At 34.3% G+C, this 18,353-nt stretch carries 15 protein-coding genes; 2 read left to right on the forward strand and 13 right to left on the reverse strand.

Annotated elements, in window-relative coordinates; all coding sequences use genetic code 11:
• Positions 1 to 46: 46 nt before the first annotated feature.
• Positions 47 to 973 (reverse strand): tRNA epoxyqueuosine(34) reductase QueG, encoded by a 927-nt coding sequence (gene queG, locus NMK29_RS17940; RefSeq protein WP_108802229.1) that lies wholly within the window; start codon positions 971 to 973, stop codon positions 47 to 49.
• Between the two features lie 226 nt (positions 974 to 1,199).
• The gene (locus NMK29_RS17945) at positions 1,200 to 1,643 is read right to left on the reverse strand and encodes a GNAT family N-acetyltransferase (RefSeq protein WP_108802230.1); all 444 of its coding nucleotides are present in this window, start codon (positions 1,641 to 1,643) and stop codon (positions 1,200 to 1,202) included.
• An 88-nt stretch (positions 1,644 to 1,731) separates the two neighbouring features.
• Between NMK29_RS17945 and NMK29_RS17950 the strand changes: the two genes are divergently transcribed.
• Positions 1,732 to 2,364, forward strand: a complete 633-nt coding sequence (locus NMK29_RS17950; protein WP_108802231.1) for a hypothetical protein — start codon at positions 1,732 to 1,734, stop codon at positions 2,362 to 2,364.
• A gap of 26 nt (positions 2,365 to 2,390) precedes the next feature.
• Here the strand turns inward: NMK29_RS17950 and NMK29_RS17955 are convergent, their stop codons facing one another.
• The 11 genes from NMK29_RS17955 to NMK29_RS18005 form a co-directional block, all read right to left on the reverse strand.
• Positions 2,391 to 3,719 carry a cytochrome P450 gene (locus NMK29_RS17955; RefSeq protein WP_108802232.1) on the reverse strand — a complete coding sequence of 443 codons (1,329 nt, stop codon included), beginning with the start codon at positions 3,717 to 3,719 and terminating at the stop codon, positions 2,391 to 2,393.
• Positions 3,720 to 3,744: 25 nt separating this feature from the next.
• Positions 3,745 to 4,767 (reverse strand): Holliday junction branch migration DNA helicase RuvB, encoded by a 1,023-nt coding sequence (gene ruvB, locus NMK29_RS17960; RefSeq protein WP_108802233.1) that lies wholly within the window; start codon positions 4,765 to 4,767, stop codon positions 3,745 to 3,747.
• Positions 4,768 to 4,950: 183 nt separating this feature from the next.
• The gene (locus tag NMK29_RS17965) at positions 4,951 to 5,493 is read right to left on the reverse strand and encodes a hypothetical protein (RefSeq protein WP_159092120.1); all 543 of its coding nucleotides are present in this window, start codon (positions 5,491 to 5,493) and stop codon (positions 4,951 to 4,953) included.
• A 326-nt stretch (positions 5,494 to 5,819) separates the two neighbouring features.
• Positions 5,820 to 7,640 (reverse strand): cbb3-type cytochrome c oxidase subunit I, encoded by a 1,821-nt coding sequence (locus tag NMK29_RS17970; protein ID WP_108802235.1) that lies wholly within the window; start codon positions 7,638 to 7,640, stop codon positions 5,820 to 5,822.
• 48 nt (positions 7,641 to 7,688) lie between these two features.
• Positions 7,689 to 8,765 (reverse strand): cytochrome c oxidase subunit II, encoded by a 1,077-nt coding sequence (locus tag NMK29_RS17975; protein WP_108802236.1) that lies wholly within the window; start codon positions 8,763 to 8,765, stop codon positions 7,689 to 7,691.
• Between the two features lie 33 nt (positions 8,766 to 8,798).
• Positions 8,799 to 10,145 carry a quinol:cytochrome C oxidoreductase gene (locus NMK29_RS17980; protein WP_108802237.1) on the reverse strand — a complete coding sequence of 449 codons (1,347 nt, stop codon included), beginning with the start codon at positions 10,143 to 10,145 and terminating at the stop codon, positions 8,799 to 8,801.
• A gap of 40 nt (positions 10,146 to 10,185) precedes the next feature.
• Entirely contained in the window at positions 10,186 to 10,833 is a 648-nt protein-coding gene (locus tag NMK29_RS17985) for a cytochrome c (RefSeq protein ID WP_108802238.1), read from the reverse strand.
• A 5-nt stretch (positions 10,834 to 10,838) separates the two neighbouring features.
• Positions 10,839 to 11,378 carry a DUF3341 domain-containing protein gene (locus tag NMK29_RS17990; protein WP_108802239.1) on the reverse strand — a complete coding sequence of 180 codons (540 nt, stop codon included), beginning with the start codon at positions 11,376 to 11,378 and terminating at the stop codon, positions 10,839 to 10,841.
• Between the two features lie 4 nt (positions 11,379 to 11,382).
• The gene (gene nrfD, locus NMK29_RS17995) at positions 11,383 to 13,131 is read right to left on the reverse strand and encodes an NrfD/PsrC family molybdoenzyme membrane anchor subunit (RefSeq protein ID WP_108802240.1); all 1,749 of its coding nucleotides are present in this window, start codon (positions 13,129 to 13,131) and stop codon (positions 11,383 to 11,385) included.
• Positions 13,132 to 13,165: 34 nt separating this feature from the next.
• Positions 13,166 to 16,276 (reverse strand): TAT-variant-translocated molybdopterin oxidoreductase, encoded by a 3,111-nt coding sequence (locus NMK29_RS18000; RefSeq protein ID WP_108802241.1) that lies wholly within the window; start codon positions 16,274 to 16,276, stop codon positions 13,166 to 13,168.
• A gap of 60 nt (positions 16,277 to 16,336) precedes the next feature.
• Positions 16,337 to 17,653, reverse strand: coding sequence for a c-type cytochrome (locus NMK29_RS18005; RefSeq protein ID WP_108802242.1), 1,317 nt, complete (start codon positions 17,651 to 17,653; stop codon positions 16,337 to 16,339).
• A 223-nt stretch (positions 17,654 to 17,876) separates the two neighbouring features.
• On the opposite strand from NMK29_RS18005, the gene NMK29_RS18010 reads away from it, so the two are divergent.
• Entirely contained in the window at positions 17,877 to 18,329 is a 453-nt protein-coding gene (locus NMK29_RS18010; protein WP_108802243.1) for an SPOR domain-containing protein, read from the forward strand.
• Positions 18,330 to 18,353 lie beyond the last annotated feature (24 nt).

Here is an 18,353-nt window from a genome sequence, read left to right on the forward strand (position 1 = left end):
TATATACAACCGTTTGTATTATCAAATCGTCAAACAATCAACGTATTTATTTCAAAAATTGGATGTTCCTATTTAGGCCAGAAAATTTAGTTCGTTTCACTGCGGATTTTTGAAAAACTTTAGAAAAAACTTCTTGGGTAACTTCTTCCCAATCTTTCTTTGTCATCTCTAACAATTCTGGTTTAGGATTAAAAAGAGGTTCACTATGTGATTTAGAAAAACGATTCCAAGGACATACATCTTGGCATATATCACAACCAAACATCCAGTTATCAAATTTTCCCTTATAGTCGGAAGGAATCTCTTCTTTCAATTCAATTGTAAAATAAGAAATACATTTACTACCATCTACCACATATGGATCTACGATAGCCTGAGTAGGACATGCATCTATACAAGCAGTACATGTTCCACAATGATCTGTAACGGGTGTGTCATATACCAACTCCAAATCAATAATCAATTCCGCTATAAAATAAAATGACCCAACTTTTTGAGTAAGCAGGTTACTATTTTTACCAATCCATCCTAATCCACTTTTTGCTGCCCAAGCTTTATCCAATACTGGAGCCGAATCAACAAAAGCTCTTCCGTAGACATCGCCTATCTCTTCCGAAATAAATTCTTGGAGTTGTTTCAGTTTTGATTTAATCACATGATGATAATCTTGACCATAAGCATATTTGGAAATCTTAGGAGCATCTGAATCTTTTTGCGTCTCGGAAGGAAAGTAATTAAGAAGTAATGATATTACACTTTTAGAATCCGGAACTAACTTTGTCGGATCGAGCCGTTTGTCGAAATGATTCTCCATATATGACATTTGCCCGTTCATATTTTTATGCAACCATTTTTCTAACCTAGGTGCTTCTTCTTCTAAAAACTCTGCTTTACTTATACCACAAGATAAAAAACCAAGGCGTTTAGCTTCGGCTTTTATCAAAGATGCATATGTTTCAGATTTATTAATCATAAGCAGTATATGAAAACGTTTTTGAAAGCTTTAAATATATGGCAAGTTGTGTAGAAAATAAACGATTACTTCCGGTTTAGCTACAAGCCAAATCACTTTATTTTATTTTTTTATTCTTCTTTTATTAATACTAAATCATAAAGATTTGGATACTTTGCAAATAACCCCTAATATTTTGGTTGAAAACTAACCTCTCTATCAGGGAACTATAGTGTAGCTTGTAAGCTTATTTATTTTTACAAAGAAGTATTACTTCTTTGTCATACTTATCATCCGAGTTACACCATTCGAGTTTTTTACTCACTTCTTGAGGAACAACATCTTTTTTATGTTTCTTAAATCCAAATTTGGAATAAAAACCTAGTAGATTTTCAAATGGTAAGCACCAAACTACAGACTCTTTGTAAGGATTTTTGTCACATAGATTGCTCACAATATTTTCAGCAACCTTTAAACCTCGGAAATCAGGAAATGTATAAATCCCTCCAAGTTCAATATTTTTTTCATCAATCTTTACTAACCTTCCAAGTCCAGCGTTATTATTCCCGACCTTAGCAATAACAATAAATTCACTATCGTAATTAGATTTTACAAAACCAATTTCAGCATACTTCGAATTAATCCACTCGATTTCATTTTTGTCAGCTTTAACTACTGTGACTGTTTTCATATTTACTTGACTTACATACAACACAAAGATAAAACAACTCTATATTCATTTGGCAAATTGTATCTTTAGACATCAATTATTCAAGTACATGCGACAACTCTTTTTATATACTTTCTTTTTTATTATACATTTTGGTTATTGTCAACAAGAATTTCCAGCTTCTGAACAAGATAACTATTTTGAATTCTTAAACCGTATTGCTAGCAAAGATTCAACAATTAATAATACATACAAGAGATATAAGTGCTCCGAAAATTTCTTCGGAACCATCGATTACTATCGAGAAAATGAAAAACTTCGTTTTATTATTCATGCCTATAAGCCCCACGCTTATGAGGATACAATTCTTGAATATTATTATATAGAGAATGACTCACTAAAAACAAATGCTGTATTCAACTATATTATTAAATACAACACAAAAAGTTTTGAAAGTAAAAATGTTCAAAAATTTGGAGCTGAGAAAATTACAGAGATTCAAGAAGACCTAAGTATTTTTAGCCCCAAAATGAATTCATTAAATTGTTTTACAAGAATGCTCCCAAGTGACGGAGAGTCTTGGATTAAAGATGCTTATTTAAAGAAACTTACACTTTACAAAAAAGCACCATGTAAGGAGACTGCAGACGAAATTCTTGACAAATACAAACAATTACGAAAGGCTGAAAAGAAACTAATCACTTACCATAGAACACTTGGATGTTTGTTCCATCTATGGTAATTCATTTTAAAGATACTACTGATTTATTATTTATTTCTTGGAGTAAACTTCAGAATTGCATTTACCGGTTTCAAAGTAATCAATGGCTTAATCTCAATTTCTGATATGGATGTAGAAATTTTATATTTTCTGATTAATTCACTAACTGCATAAATCATTTCATACATCGCAAAATTACTACCTACACACATCCTTGGTCCTGCACCAAAAGGAAAATACCAATCAGAATATTTCTTTTTATTATCAGGATGAAAACGGTCTGGATCAAAAACAGTAGGATTTTCCCAGAAATCTTTATGTCTATGTATTTCGAAAAACGAGATAAGAACCGTAGTGCCTTTTGACAATTCTATATCATTAAATTCATCTTTCTCAATATTTACTCTATCTGAAAAATATGCTGGTGGATACAAACGCATAGATTCTTCAATACATTGAGCAACATATTTACTCTTCTCGAATTGCTCCATTAAGGACAATTCTTGTTCACCATATTTCGCAATTTCTGTATATGCTGATTCTTGAATTTCTGGATGTAGTGCCAATAAGCTTAAACAAAAAGATAATGCATTAGAAGTAGTTTCGTGTCCTGCTACGAATAAAATTAATATCTCATCTATTAATCTTTCGTTATCCATCGAACTACCATCTTCATATTTAGAACTCAATAACGTGTCTAAAAGGTCATCATATGTATCTTCGGATCTTCGCCTTTCTTCAATAATGGTATTCAATATATCCCTAGCTTCTTGGGTTAAGGTAAGTGTACTTTTTATTTGACCACTAAGATAAAACCACCACCTTTTATACGGTTGTCTAATTTCTCTAATTAAAGATTTTTGCGCAGCTTCGGTTATGTGTTGCAATCTAGCCATAGTATTACCTGTATCAGTATAGCTGAACAATGATTTTGCTACTACCCTAAAAGCCAAATCATTCATTAACGGATAAATATCCAAGGAAACATTAGGCTCTATTCTAGACAGTTCTTCGCATATGGTTTCTCTAATGGTTTTTGCAATTACATCTATTTTCTTTTTATAAAATGCTGGCTGTATTAGCCTCCGCTGTCTTAACCAATGATCTCCATTGGAAGTTAACAAACCATTACCTATATACTTCCCTAAATCTTTAGTTTGCAGTGGAGATTTATAATATTTTCTATGTTGATTTTGCAACATATGTTTTGCAAAACCTGCATCTCTGGTAAAAATAACAGAATTACCAAATCCTAGATTAACTTCGAAAACATCTCCATGTTTTTCAAAATTCTTATTATGAAATGGTAATGGATTGCTCAGAATGTTTTTAGCATTCTTAAGAACTTGAAAAAAAGAGACTTTTGGGACTGGCATATTTTTAATACTTTTTATTCTAAGACTAAAACAATCCTCCTTGGATTCCTCCTTTTACACGACCTAAATGTTTATATGCTGCTTCTGTAACCTCTCTACCTCTTGGTGTACGCATAATAAACCCTTGTTGAATCAAAAAAGGTTCATAAACTTCTTCAATAGTTTCAGCACTTTCACTTACCGCAGTAGCTAGCGTAGTGATCCCAACCGGCCCACCTTTAAACTTATCTATTAACGTAGTAAGAATCTTATTATCCATTTCGTCGAGACCATGAGCGTCCACATTGAGCGCTTTAAGAGCAAATTTAGAAATCTCTATATCAATCTTACCATTACCTTTAATTTGCGCAAAATCCCGTACTCTACGTAATAATGCATTTGCAATCCTAGGAGTTCCTCTACTACGACCTGCTATTTCTATAGCCGCCTCTAATGAAATAGGCACATTTAATATATGAGCACTTCTTTCGACAATCGTGGCAAGTAATTCTGTGGTATAATATTGTAATCGTGATTGAATTCCAAAACGAGCTCTCATAGGAGCAGTTAAAAGACCCGATCTTGTTGTTGCGCCAACTAACGTAAAAGGATTTAGGTTAATCTGTACTGTTCTTGCATTAGGACCACTCTCTATCATAATATCGATCTTATAATCCTCCATAGCTGAATATAAATACTCCTCTACAATTGGACTTAATCGATGAATCTCATCAATAAATAACACATCCCTATCATCTAGATTTGTTAGCAAACCAGCTAAATCGCCAGGCTTATCCAAAACCGGCCCCGATGTCACCTTTATCCCTACACCCAATTCATTAGCTAATATATGCGCTAATGTAGTTTTACCTAAACCTGGAGGACCATGAAAGAGTGTATGATCCAAAGCTTCATCTCTTAAATTAGCAGCTTGAACAAAAATCTTTAAATTTTCCAGAACTTGATCCTGTCCAGAAAAATCCTCAAATGCAAGAGGCCTTAAAGCTCTTTCTATATCAAGATCTTCATTAGAGAAATTTTCACTTGAAGGATTTAAATTTTCATTCATTACTAAAAGTATATTTTTTGAAGTGAATTCTGAATTACATTAACAGTATAAACAAATATACTAGAAAAAGAAAGAGCGGCTTCAATATAATAATGCTTAACGTACTTAATTATTCGATTGAACATATAACAAATGAAATAGATGGGAATTACACTTTATATACATCTACGTATACAATTTTTATTAAATAAAATTAGATCCACTTATTTCTTCTTTTGACTCAGTACCTATTAAAAATTTCAAATAAAACAGCATAGCAATTATATCTACAGAATATATAATAGATTCAAAAATAACATTATTGTGATATAATTCTTGGATAGGAACCAAAGCATTAACTAAAACACAAGCACTTGCTGCAATTAATAAATAGTAAGAATATTTATACCGATTTCTCAAATAAATAATAAAACAACATCCCAAGAAGTAGAATAAAGAAATAACTATTATTACACCATAACCAATAGCATCCTGAAAGCCAGGCATGGTCATATTAAAAATAGAAAGAGCAAGGTAAACAACTAATAATACACCTATTACTACAGAAGGAGAAAGCATTTCTTTATACTTAATGTTTTTTAAAGAAATAAACGGCAGTAACAAGTACGAGCATAAAAAGTAATACAACAGTAATAATATGCTTATATATTCAAAATAAAGATCAAAATCCTTTAAAACAAGAACATCATTTATAATAATGATACCGATAATTAATGGATACAGCATACTTACCTTCTTCCTATTCTCAAAATAAATCCAAATCAGTGTTAAAGAAGAGATTGGTTTTATAAAAATCAATACTGAGTTCCCATAAAACAACCCACAAAAAAATACTACTACAATACTTATATAACAAAAAATGTATGCCGGCGATATGTGGTTCAATTTTTAATTTTGAATTTATACTCTAAAATAACACTAAAATTCAACTTAACAAATTACTTAAGTATGCTTCTATATACTATAAATAAAGTAAAATTTAATATCCCAAAAAAGCAAAACCCTTTCGAGACTAGCTCAAAAGGGTTGATTTATTTTTTATAAGGGATCAGTTAATGATGCATCTCCTCTTCTCCATCCTGCAATGGAGTGATTTGGGAAACATAATCCTGTCCAGGAATTACATACTCACCGTCTTCTCTAGTTTTACTATAATCATATGGCCATCTATATACGTGTGGAATTGCTCCAGGCCAGTTTCCGTGCATATGCTCTACAGGTGTCGTCCATTCCATAGTATTAGATTTCCATGGGTTTTGAACCGCTTTCTTTCCGTAGAAAATAGAATGTATAAAGTTATAAAGGAACACTAATTGTGCTGCTGCTGTAATCAAAGCAAATACAGTAATTAAAACATTGGTATCCGCTAAATCATCAAAATATGGAAAATTACTGTTTGTATAATAACGACGTGGCAATCCAGCCATCCCAATAAAGTGCATTGGGAAGAAAACTCCATATGCCCCTATTGCTGTTACCCAAAAATGAACATATCCAAGATTTTTATTCATCATCTTACCGTACATTTTAGGGAACCAATGATATACTCCGGCAAATAAACCATACAATGCCGAGATACCCATCACCAAGTGAAAGTGCGCTACTACAAAATATGTATCATGTACATTAATATCTAACGTACTATCTCCAAGAATAATTCCTGTAAGTCCACCAGTAATAAATGTAGATACTAGACCTATAGAAAATAACATTGCAGGATTGAGCTGCAGATTACCTTTCCATAATGTGGTAATATAATTAAACGCTTTTACCGCTGATGGTATTGCAATTAATAAAGTTGTAAACGTAAATACTGATCCCAAGAACGGATTCATCCCTGAAATAAACATATGGTGACCCCATACGATAGTAGATAAAAATGCAATTGCCAAAATTGAAGCAACCATGGCTCTATATCCAAATATAGGCTTACGCGCATTCGTAGCAATAATCTCTGATGTTATACCTAAAGCAGGTAATAATACAATATATACCTCTGGGTGACCTAAGAACCAAAATAAGTGTTCAAAAAGTACAGGTGATCCACCTTGGTTATGCAATACTTCTCCGGCAATATAAATATCACTTAAGTAGAATGAAGTTCCAAAACCTCTATCCATTATTAATAATAATGCCGCAGACAGTAAAACAGGGAAAGATACCACACCAATAATCGCAGTTACGAAAAATGCCCATATTGTTAATGGCATACGCGTCATTGACATCCCTTTTGTTCTTAAATTAATTACGGTCACCACATAATTTAATGAACCTAATAATGAAGAAGCAATAAAGATTGCCATAGATACTAACCATAAAGTCATACCAGTACCAGAACCTCCGATAGCTTGCGGCAAAGCACTTAATGGTGGATAAATTGTCCATCCAGCTGATGCAGGTCCAGCCTCTGCAAACAGAGATAAAACCATTATTACACTACTTAAGAAAAACAACCAATACGAAACCATATTTAAAAAGCCAGAAGCCATATCTCTAGCACCTATCTGCAATGGAATTAGAAGGTTACTAAAAGTACCACTTAAACCTGCCGTCAATACGAAGAATACCATAATAGTACCATGTATAGTAACCAAAGCAAGATACATACTAGGATCCATTACACCATCTTCTCCAAACTTACCTAATAAGACCTCAAAAACAGTAAACTTATGATCAGGCCATGCTAGTTGCATTCTAAATAATAAAGACATTGCAATACCAATGATTCCCATAATCAATCCAGTAATTAAATACTGTTTGGAAATCATCTTGTGATCCTGACTAAAAATATATTTAGTTATAAATGTCTCTTTATGATGATGTCCGTGATCGTGATCTTCTGCGTGACCATCTACGTGTGCTATTGCTGACATACAGTTATTCTTTTAATAAAAATATAATAATTTCTCTTTTTCTCTTTCTTAGTTACTTGCTTGAGCAGATAATTGCTCTTTAAACGTCTGTTGCGTTTTTAACCAAGCATTATAATCTTCTTCTGATTCTACTACAATCTTCATTTGCATATTGTAATGAGAAGCACCACAAATCTTGTTACATAATAAATAGTAATCAAACTCGTAATTCTCTAAAGCCTCATCTCCTGCCGCAACCAATTGTTTGCTCTTTTCTCTTCTAATCTTATTAATAGTGGCTACTTTTTCTACCATAAACTCACTATTACGCATTTCATCAGAAGTTAATATCGGCGTGTATGAAAACTCTGTAATCATACCAGGAACTACATTCATCTGAGCTCTAAAAAATGGCATATAGGCAGAATGCAATACATCCTGAGAACGCATTTTAAAGATCACTTTTCTATTAACAGGAAGATGTAGCTCATTCACTATTTTATCATCCATTCCATAAGAATCAGATGCATCTAGCCCTAAAGTATTAACACCTTCGATAAAACGAACATTCGCTTTTCCTAAAACATTATCTTCTCCAGAGTATCTTGCTCTCCAATCAAATTGATATGCATATAACTCTATTATTAACGGATCACCTTCTTCCTCGTCAATATTCATAATATCAGTCCAAGTAAATAATCCATATATAATCAATCCTGCCAAAACAATAACGGGAATAATAGTCCAAATAAACTCTAACTTATCATTATCAGCAAAAAACAATGCTTTGTTATTTTTATTTCCTCTGTACTTATATGAAAAGAAATGTAACAATCCTTGAGTAATGATCTGAACAAACATGATCAATACCATAGATATTAACATTAATCTATCATATTCAATACCGTGTTCAGAAGCTGATTCTGGAAGGAAAAAACTATTATATTGAACAAAGCAAAATATTGTTAGGATATATATGAATACAACAAAAGCAAGCATTAACTTACCTTGTAAGTTATTATCCTTGTCGTTAGCTACTTGAGAGTTATCAGCTCCATTAACTTGAGACAACTTCAATATTTTAGACATCTGCCATAAGGAGATTCCTATAAGTGCTATAACTACTATGGTTAAGAATACAGTCATTTTTTATCTATCTTCTTTTTTACGATCTAATTTTTAATAATGAAAGTGTTTACTTTCTTCAATATAAGGGTTCCCTTTAGCTAACAATGGTGCCTTAGTTAATGCTTTAAATACTACATATAAGAATAATCCTAAGAACATTAATACAGCACTAATTTCTGTAATACCAATGAACCAAGATTCACCTACAGTAGCCGGCATTACCATATTAAATACATCCACATAATGTCCGCATAAAATAATAATACCTGCCATTACTACAAACCAGTTAATACGTTTGTAATCACTATTCATAAGCACTAATAAAGGGAATATAAAGTTCATAACTAACATTCCAAAGAATGGTAATTTATAATCTTCAATACGAGTTATAAAATATGTTACCTCTTCTGGTATGTTAGAATACCAAATCAACATGAACTGAGAGAACCAAAGATACGTCCAGAATATACTAACACCGAACATAAATTTTGCTAAATCATGAATGTGACTATTATTTACAAATTCCATATAACCTTTGGACTTAAGATAAATAGTAATCAATGCAATCGTAGTTATTCCTGAAACAAATAAACTTGCAAAAACATACCATCCAAACAAGGTACTAAACCAATGTGGATCAAAACTCATAATCCAATCCCAAGAAGCCATAGATTCTGTATAAATAAAGAACACTAAGAATCCTGCTGATATTTTAAAACTTTTCTTGTACCATTTGTTTCCTGTAGCATCTTCATCTTGTTTTCTAGAATACTTTACCGCAAAATGGCGATACAACATCCATCCTCCTAAGAAAATAGCTGCTCTGAATATAAAACCAGTACCATTTAACCAACCAGATTTACCTTGAATTAATTTATCATGGGCTACCACTTCAGGATCTGCCCAAACAAATAAATGATTTATATGGAAACCTGATAAAGCTAAGATTACAAATAGTATGATTCCTCCAGGTACCAAATACGCTGTAATCGCTTCCATAACTCTAAAAAGCACAGGTGACCAGCCAGCTTGTGATGCAAATTGAATCGCATAAAACGCCAGCACACCTAACGCAATCATAAAAAAGAAAAACGCAGCTACATATAATGCAGCCCAAGGCTTATTTTGCAGTTGATGTAGCGTATGTTCATAATGTGAATCTCCACCATGCGCATCTTCTTTACCGTGTGTTTCGGTTCCATGTCCTTCTGACGCATGTGAATCAGTTGTTGCCTGCGTATCACCATGACCACCTCCGTGGGCATCGTGTGCTGCCATCATTTCTTTTACCTCTTCGATAGTATTTGGAGCAGAAAGGAAACCATAAGTCAACCCTATTGCACCTATAACTACAAGAATGATAGAAAATAATCTTAATTTACTTGATAGCGTATACATATTTATATAATATCGTTATTCTTAACTTTTAACAAATGCACTAATGTGCGTTATCGTGGTTCTCTTCTGTTGTGTTATGAGTAGTATCTTCTAATGTCCGAGAAACTACTTCCGTATCAATACGGGCAGTTTTTCCTTCAAGATCAGCCTTTAGCTTTTGTACATATTGTACAATCTGCCAACGTTCATTCTCATTCGTTTGAGAAGCATATGACCCCATAGAATTAATACCATAATACATTACGTGATAGATACTACCTTCAGTAATTGCCCTACCTACATCATCGTAACTAGGAACACCAAGAATTTTTTCTCTTTTAACTAAGGTACCTTTTCCATCTCCCTTTTCTCCATGGCAAATCGCACAATAAATATCATACAATGCTTTTCCACTCTCCTCATTCTCCTTAGTATATCGAATAGGATTTCTTAAAGAATCTTTAGCTAACTGATACCCTTCTGGCGCATTCTTATAATCATAAGGCATCCAACCTCTTGGAATAGAACCTTCCGCAGGCAACATAGCTTCTTGACCTCCTGGAAAAACTCCATATTGGCCATAAGTTTCGTAACCTACAGGTTCATACATATTAGGCATATATTGATAATTAGGCTTTGAATCTTTTTTACAAGAAACAATTGTAATCATCATTATTGCAACTACTATTATATTTAAACTATTCTTCATTATTACTAATGGTTATCTTCTTGCTTATCTATTACTTTAATCTCTACAGCTCCTGTATTGCTTAAGAAACTTGTCATCGTATCTACATCGTGATGACTAGCATCTATCTCCATTAAGAAATGATCATCTGTTGTCCTTACATCTGGATTTTCAGCTTCCTTAAATGGCCATAGTTTACTTCTCATATAAAAAGTTATAACCATCAAATGCGCCGCAAAAAATACTGTAAGTTCGAACATGATAGGAACAAACGCAGGCATATTTTCGATATAACTAAAACTTGGCTTACCACCAATATTTTGAGGCCAATCTTCTATCATAATGAAATTCATCATAGTAATCGCCACTGTAAGTCCAACACATCCATACATAAAAGATGTTATTGCTAACCTAGTAGGAGCCAATCCCATTGCTTTATCAAGACCGTGAACAGGAAAAGGTGTGTATATCTCTTCAATATGATAATGTTCTCCTCGAACCTGCTTCACAGCGTCCATTAGGACATCATCATCTGTATATAATGCATGTATAACTTTAGATGCCATACTTCTAGTTGTTTTTTAATTTTTCAGCTTGCCCAGCCCAATCATCACGTTGTGCTCGCCCTGGGAAAGACCCTGTAATACTATCTAATAAATTGTACTCTGTTTCGGTCATCTTACTTACCTGATCGAAAGTATAGATTCCAATTTCATTCAATTTTTTCTCCATTACTGGACCAATACCGTTCACTTTCTTAAGATCATCAGCTGTCTGCGTAGACGCATCAAAAGTTCCTAAGTTTCCTAATAAGTTATTGATATCATCTTGACTAGCATCCTCAACACTTTTAACTTCATCAGACACTGTTCCAGTTGTATTTTCCTCGGATGTAATCTTAGTAGCTACTTTAGGCAACTCATCTCTATGATCAATACCAGCTTCTCTTAACTTTTTGTATTTCTCTCCAGAAGATTTCAATATTGTTTTAACTTCTGCCTGTGCTATTACCGGGAATGTACGTGCATACAATAAAAATAACACAAAGAAGAATCCAATCGTACCTATGAATATTCCAATATCTACAAATGTAGGAGAGAACATTGTCCAAGATGATGGTAAATAATCTCTATGAAGCGAAGTAACAATAATCACAAAACGCTCGAACCACATTCCAATATTTACTACAATAGATATAATGAATGAGAACATTATACTTCTTCTCAATTTTGGAAACCACATAAACTGAGGAGAGAATACATTACAAGACATCATCGCCCAATAAGCCCACCAGTAAGGACCAGTTGCTCTATTTAAGAAAGCATACTGTTCATACTCTACTCCAGAATACCAAGCAACAAACAGTTCGGTTATATACGCAACACCAACTATTGAACCTGTAATCATTATTACAATGTTCATTAATTCTATATGTTGTATTGTAATATAGTTTTCCAGATTCGACACCTTTCTCATTATAATAAGTAATGTGTTTACCATTGCAAATCCAGAGAAAATTGCACCTGCCACAAAATAAGGAGGAAATATAGTCGTATGCCATCCAGGAATAACAGATGTTGCAAAGTCAAAAGATACAATTGTATGTACAGAAAGTACTAATGGTGTTGCTAAACCTGCAAGTACTAAGGAAACTTCCTCAAAACGTTGCCAATCCTTTGCTCTACCACTCCATCCAAAAGAAAGTATACCATATATTTTCTTATTGAACGGTGTTATAGCCCGGTCTCTTATCATCGCAAAATCAGGCAACAATCCAGTCCACCAGAATACCAAAGAAACTGAAAGATATGTAGAGATCGCAAATACATCCCAAAGTAATGGTGAATTAAAGTTTACCCATAGAGATCCAAATTGATTTGGAATAGGTAATACCCAATAGGCCAACCAAGGACGTCCCATGTGAATTATTGGAAATAAACCTGCCTGAATAACCGAAAATATGGTCATCGCTTCTGCAGATCTGTTGATCGCCATTCTCCACTTCTGACGGAATAACAATAATACAGCAGAAATTAATGTTCCCGCGTGACCGATACCTACCCACCATACGAAGTTGGTAATATCCCACGCCCATCCTACTGTTTTATTAAGTCCCCAGGTACCAATACCTGTGGAAATTGTATAAATTATACAACCTATTCCCCAAAGGAAAGCAATAAGCGCGATAGAAAACACAATCCACCAAGATTTATTTGCTTTTCCTTCAACTGGTGCAGCTACATCCACTGTTACATCGTGGTAAGTTTTATCACCAGTTACTAAAGGTTTTCTTATAGGTGCTTCGTAATGAGACATAATCCTTTATAATTGAATTGATTCTTTATTTAGTTAATTAGGCTTCTGTAGTATTTCTTACTTTCGTCTGGTACATCACATTTGGTTTTGTACCTACATGCTCTAGTAAGTGATACATACGTTTATCCTCTGTTAATTTAGCTACTTTGCTATCCTTATCATTTATATCTCCAAATGTCATTGCTCCAGAAGAACAAGCAGCCGAACAAGCAGTTTGGAATTCTCCATCCTTAATTGCTCTTCCCTCTCTTTTAGCATCCAAAATTGTTTTCTGAGTCATTTGGATACACATAGAACATTTTTCCATAACCCCTCTTGAACGAACAGTTACATCTGGATTTAATACCATACGACCTAGATCATTGTTCATATGATAATCAAACTCATCGTTTTCATTATACAAGAACCAGTTAAATCTACGTACTTTATAAGGACAGTTATTTGCGCAATATCTTGTTCCTACGCAACGGTTATAAGCCATATGATTCTGACCTTGTCTTCCGTGTGATGTTGCCGCTACTGGACAAACAGTTTCACAAGGTGCGTGATTACAATGTTGACACATTACAGGTTGAAACGCTACCTCTGGGCTATCAGAAGGAACTTCCATTTCACCAAATTCAGATAAAGAACTACCTAAACCAGAAATAGCATCTTTCTTCTTATTATCTCCATCAAAACTTTCTTCTGAAGAATAATAACGGTCGATACGCAACCAGTGCATATCACGAGATCTTCTAATCTCGGACTTACCAACAACAGGGACATTATTTTCTGCGTGACATGCAATAACGCAAGCTCCACATCCTGTACAAGCATTTAAGTCTATAGAAAGATTAAAATGGTGACCTACTGAACGATCAAACTCATCCCAAAGATCAACTTCTGGTGAAGTAACATCAAACTCTATATGATCCTTACTTACCTGAGGCATTTTGTTCCACTCTTTCGGATTGCCAGTATTAAATATTTCAAGAGTCGTTTCTTTGATAATATCTCCACGCCCCATTAAAGTATTGTGTAACTGTACACAAGCAAATTCATGTGTACCCTCAGCCACTGAAACAGAAACAGATTGTACCGCATTTTGATTCTGGTATAATGCAAATGCATTAACACCTACTTGCATTTCTTCTTTTACACCGACTTTTTTACCGTATCCTAAAGCTAAACCAATAGTTCCTTGTGCTTGACCTGGTTGTATAATAACAGGTGCAGTCACATTAACTCCATTCACTGTAACAGTTGCATAACTACCATTTAAAGCTCCATTCGCAACATTTTCATTCATCAAGCCATTAGCCTCTGCATCTGCTCTTGAAACTGTAAGATAATTATCCCAAGAAGCTCTGGTTATAGGATCAGGCATCTCTTGCAACCAAGGGTTATTAGCCTGTTGTCCATCACCTAATGCAGTCTTCGTATATAAAGTAAGCTCTAGTCCATTTGATTTTGCTGTAGCCAATCTTCTTGCCGCAGCTCCAATATTAGGACCAACAGGTACTTCAACCTCTACAGCGTCTCCTTCTGGAGCAGCAATAGCAGTCTCTAATGACTCCTTAGCAAGCACTGGCTTAACCAATACTCCATCATGTAATGCCTGATTCCAAGAAGTACCTCCTAGTACACCTGTCCAAGCATCTTTAATATAATCGTTATAAGCGGCAGTATTACCTGTCCACTTCAATAATGTTTCTTGAAATTGTCTAGTATCAAATAGAGGGCGAATAGTAGGTTGCATCAAACTGTAGCTACCTTTCTTTAATTCTACATCTCCCCAAGACTCTAAATAATGAGGTGTAGTCGCAACATAAGTACACTCAGATGCTGTGGCATCATTATGCATACTAAAAGCAACAGAAACGTCAACTTTTTTAAGACCTTCTTTAAACTCATTTGCATTCGGAAGAGAATATGCTGGATTAACACCTGCTATTAAAAGTGCACCAACACGTCCTGCATTCATATCCTTCACCAACTGAGCTACCGCCTTAGCATTACCTTGACGAATTTTTCTTGGTGTAGCTTCATTAAATGCTTTACTACTAATATGCTTATTAATAGCCAAAACTAACAATTGAGCATCCACATCTTGAATACCAGAAACTACAACTGCGTTGCTTCCTGCTTTCTGTATATGCTTAGCCGCTTTAACAACTTCGGCATCCAAACCAGCATCCAATGCTCCTTTGGATCCGGCACCAGTAACATATTTATATAAAGCTGCTAACACCTGTTTTTGTTGAGTAGGCGTTGCTTTTACTCTTTTATCTGCATTTGCTCCAGATAATGACATATTTGCTTCAAAATGGATATGTTTAGACATTTTCCCATTTTCAGGAACACGTCCTTGTGCATATCCACTGTCATATCCTCCTCCTTGCCAATCTCCTAAGAAATCAGCAGCTATACTTACAATAGTATTTACTTTAGAAAAATCATAATCAGCTAATGCTCTTTCTCCATACATCATTTCGTAAGCGTCTAATGCTTCACTGTAAGATATAGCATCATATACCACTTGAGAAACATTAGCATATTTTGCTTTAAACTCTGATATCAATTTAGATGTAGAAGGACTAGCAAATGTCTGAGTTAACAATACAATTTGTTTTCCTCCTAAACTATTTAGCTTAGATCCAACCTCTTTATCAAGAACATCCCAACTAATATCTTCATCTCCTTTTTTGGGACCTTGCAAACGAGTACTATCATACAATGATAATACTGAAGCATGAACTCTAGCATTTGCCTCTCCATTAGAAGTAGCAAGGTTATTATTTTCTACCTTGATTGGACGACCTTCTCTTGTTTTTATTAAAACACTTGCAAAATCATAACCATCTGCAATAGTAGTCGCATAATAATTAGCAACACCAGGAACTATTCTTTCTGGCTGTACTACATATGGTATTGATTTAATTACTGGTCCTTCACAAGCTGCTAAAGATGCAGCCGCTGTACTAAAACCTACATATTTAAGAAAGTCACGACGTGAAGTCGAAGAACTTTCTAGAGATGACTTATCTCCTAAAAACTCATCCGTAGGAATCTCCTGAACGAACTCATTTTGTTGTAGCGTCTCAACAATAGAGCTATTTTCGTTTAGCTCTTCAACACTTTTCCAGTATTTCTTGTTTGATGACATATATAATTGATATTAGCTTCTTACTTATTTTTTCGCTTAAACGACGAATAAATCATTTTATTAATAGTGGCACTTACCACATTCCAGACCACCCATCTGAGCAGCTGTTAACTTATCCACTCCATACTTTTTAGACAATTCTTTGTGTATTTTATCATAATACTCATTGCCTTCCATTTTCACATTAGTCTCTCTGTGACAGTTAATACACCATCCCATTGTCAATGGAGCATGTTGATACATAATTTCCATTTCCTCTACAGGTCCGTGACACTTCTGACACTCTATACCCGCTACGCTTACGTGCTGAGAGTGATTAAAGTATGCAAAGTCTGGTAAATTATGGATACGCACCCATTTTACAGGCTCAGTTTCCCCAGTGTAAGACTGAGAGCTCTCATCCCAACCAACAGCTTTATATAACTTCTTAATTTCACCGTCATAAAACTCCTTCGAATAATCAGCTGTTGCAGTACCTTCAGCAACCTCACTAATTGATTTGTGACAGTTCATACAAACATTAAGAGATGGAATCCCTGAATGTTTAGAAACTCTAGCCGAAGAGTGACAGTACTTACATTCTATTTTATTGTCTCCTGCATGTATTTTATGAGAATAATGTATTGGTTGAATTGGCATATATCCCTGATCAACTCCAACTTGCATAAAATAACCATAAACAAAGTATCCACTAGCAAGCAATACAAATATTGCAGAAACCAACACTAAAAATTGATTTTGCACAAATGCTTTCCATATTGGAGTTCTAGCTACTTCTTCAGGTAATTGTACACCATTTGCTTCTGCAAAATTCCTAAGTGTTTTATTAACTAAAAACAACACTACTACCAACATTAGGAACACTAATGCCAAAGCTGCTAAAACTAAATTAGAAGACACTCCAGAACCATCAGATTGACCGTCAACAGCCTGTAATTCTGTAACTTTCGGCGGGGCTTTAGGCACCATTACATACGCCAAAATATTATCAATATCCGTGTTTGTTAATTGAGGAAAGGCATTCATCGGAGTCTTCTTGTACTCTTCAAAAATTGCAACTGCGTCTGCATCTCCAGAAGCAATCATTGCTGCACTATTCTTAATCCAAGAATACAACCATTCTGTATCTCTTCTCTCTGTAACTCCAAACAATGCTGGACCTGTCATTTTCTTATAACGCTTGTGACAAGCAGCACATAGCGATTTAAATAACGCTTCTCCTTTTGCAACATCACCACCAGCAGCTGATTCCACAGCAGCGGCTTCAGTTGACACAGCTTCTTCCTGAGCAAAAACTGGATTCAATAAAGAGAACAAAAAAACAGTTCCTAAGAGTAGGAGTTTTGAGGCTGAATTTCGGTATTTCACCTGTTTCATATTATTAAGTAGAATTATCGTCTAAATTTTGGTATGGTTTTTTCATTATTTGTAAAAAATGACACAAAAACCACGTCCATTTAATTCGACAGCAAAAGTACTATAATAAGTCGATTTTAGAAATGTTAGCGAAGTGTTAAGTGGTAATTTATAATAATTCTAAATAATATTTTTAAAGGATTTTGAGTTATTAAACTTTACCTTTGTATCAAATCTATTTGTAATGAGAATTTTAAACAAAAAAAACAACCTTTTATTATTAGGTTTTTGTTTTACAGGAATCACCTATATAAGCGCACAAGATTCCACAAATTTGGATAATCCAACGGTTTTTACCACTATTGAGATGACTCCACCAGCCGAACCAACCATTACTATCAACCAAGATCCACGAATCAACCAGCTGTTAAACATTAAAACCAAAATGGACAAAGATGGTGTTCTTAGCGAGAACTACAGGATTCAATTATACACAGGTGATCTAAAAAACGCAAACACAATTAGAAACAATGCAGAGAAGTCTTTCCCTCAATGGAGAGCAGACATAGTTTATGAAACTCCCAATCATAAAGTATGGATAGGTAATTATCGAAGCAAATTAGAGACGGATCGAGCATTAAAAGAGATAAGAGAAGAATTTCCTAATGCGTTTCCTTTTAAACCAGAAAAAAAATAAACATCAAAATCTATATAACAAACA

The sequence above is a fragment of the Aquimarina sp. Aq107 genome (assembly GCF_943733665.1).
Lineage (GTDB): Bacteria > Bacteroidota > Bacteroidia > Flavobacteriales > Flavobacteriaceae > Aquimarina.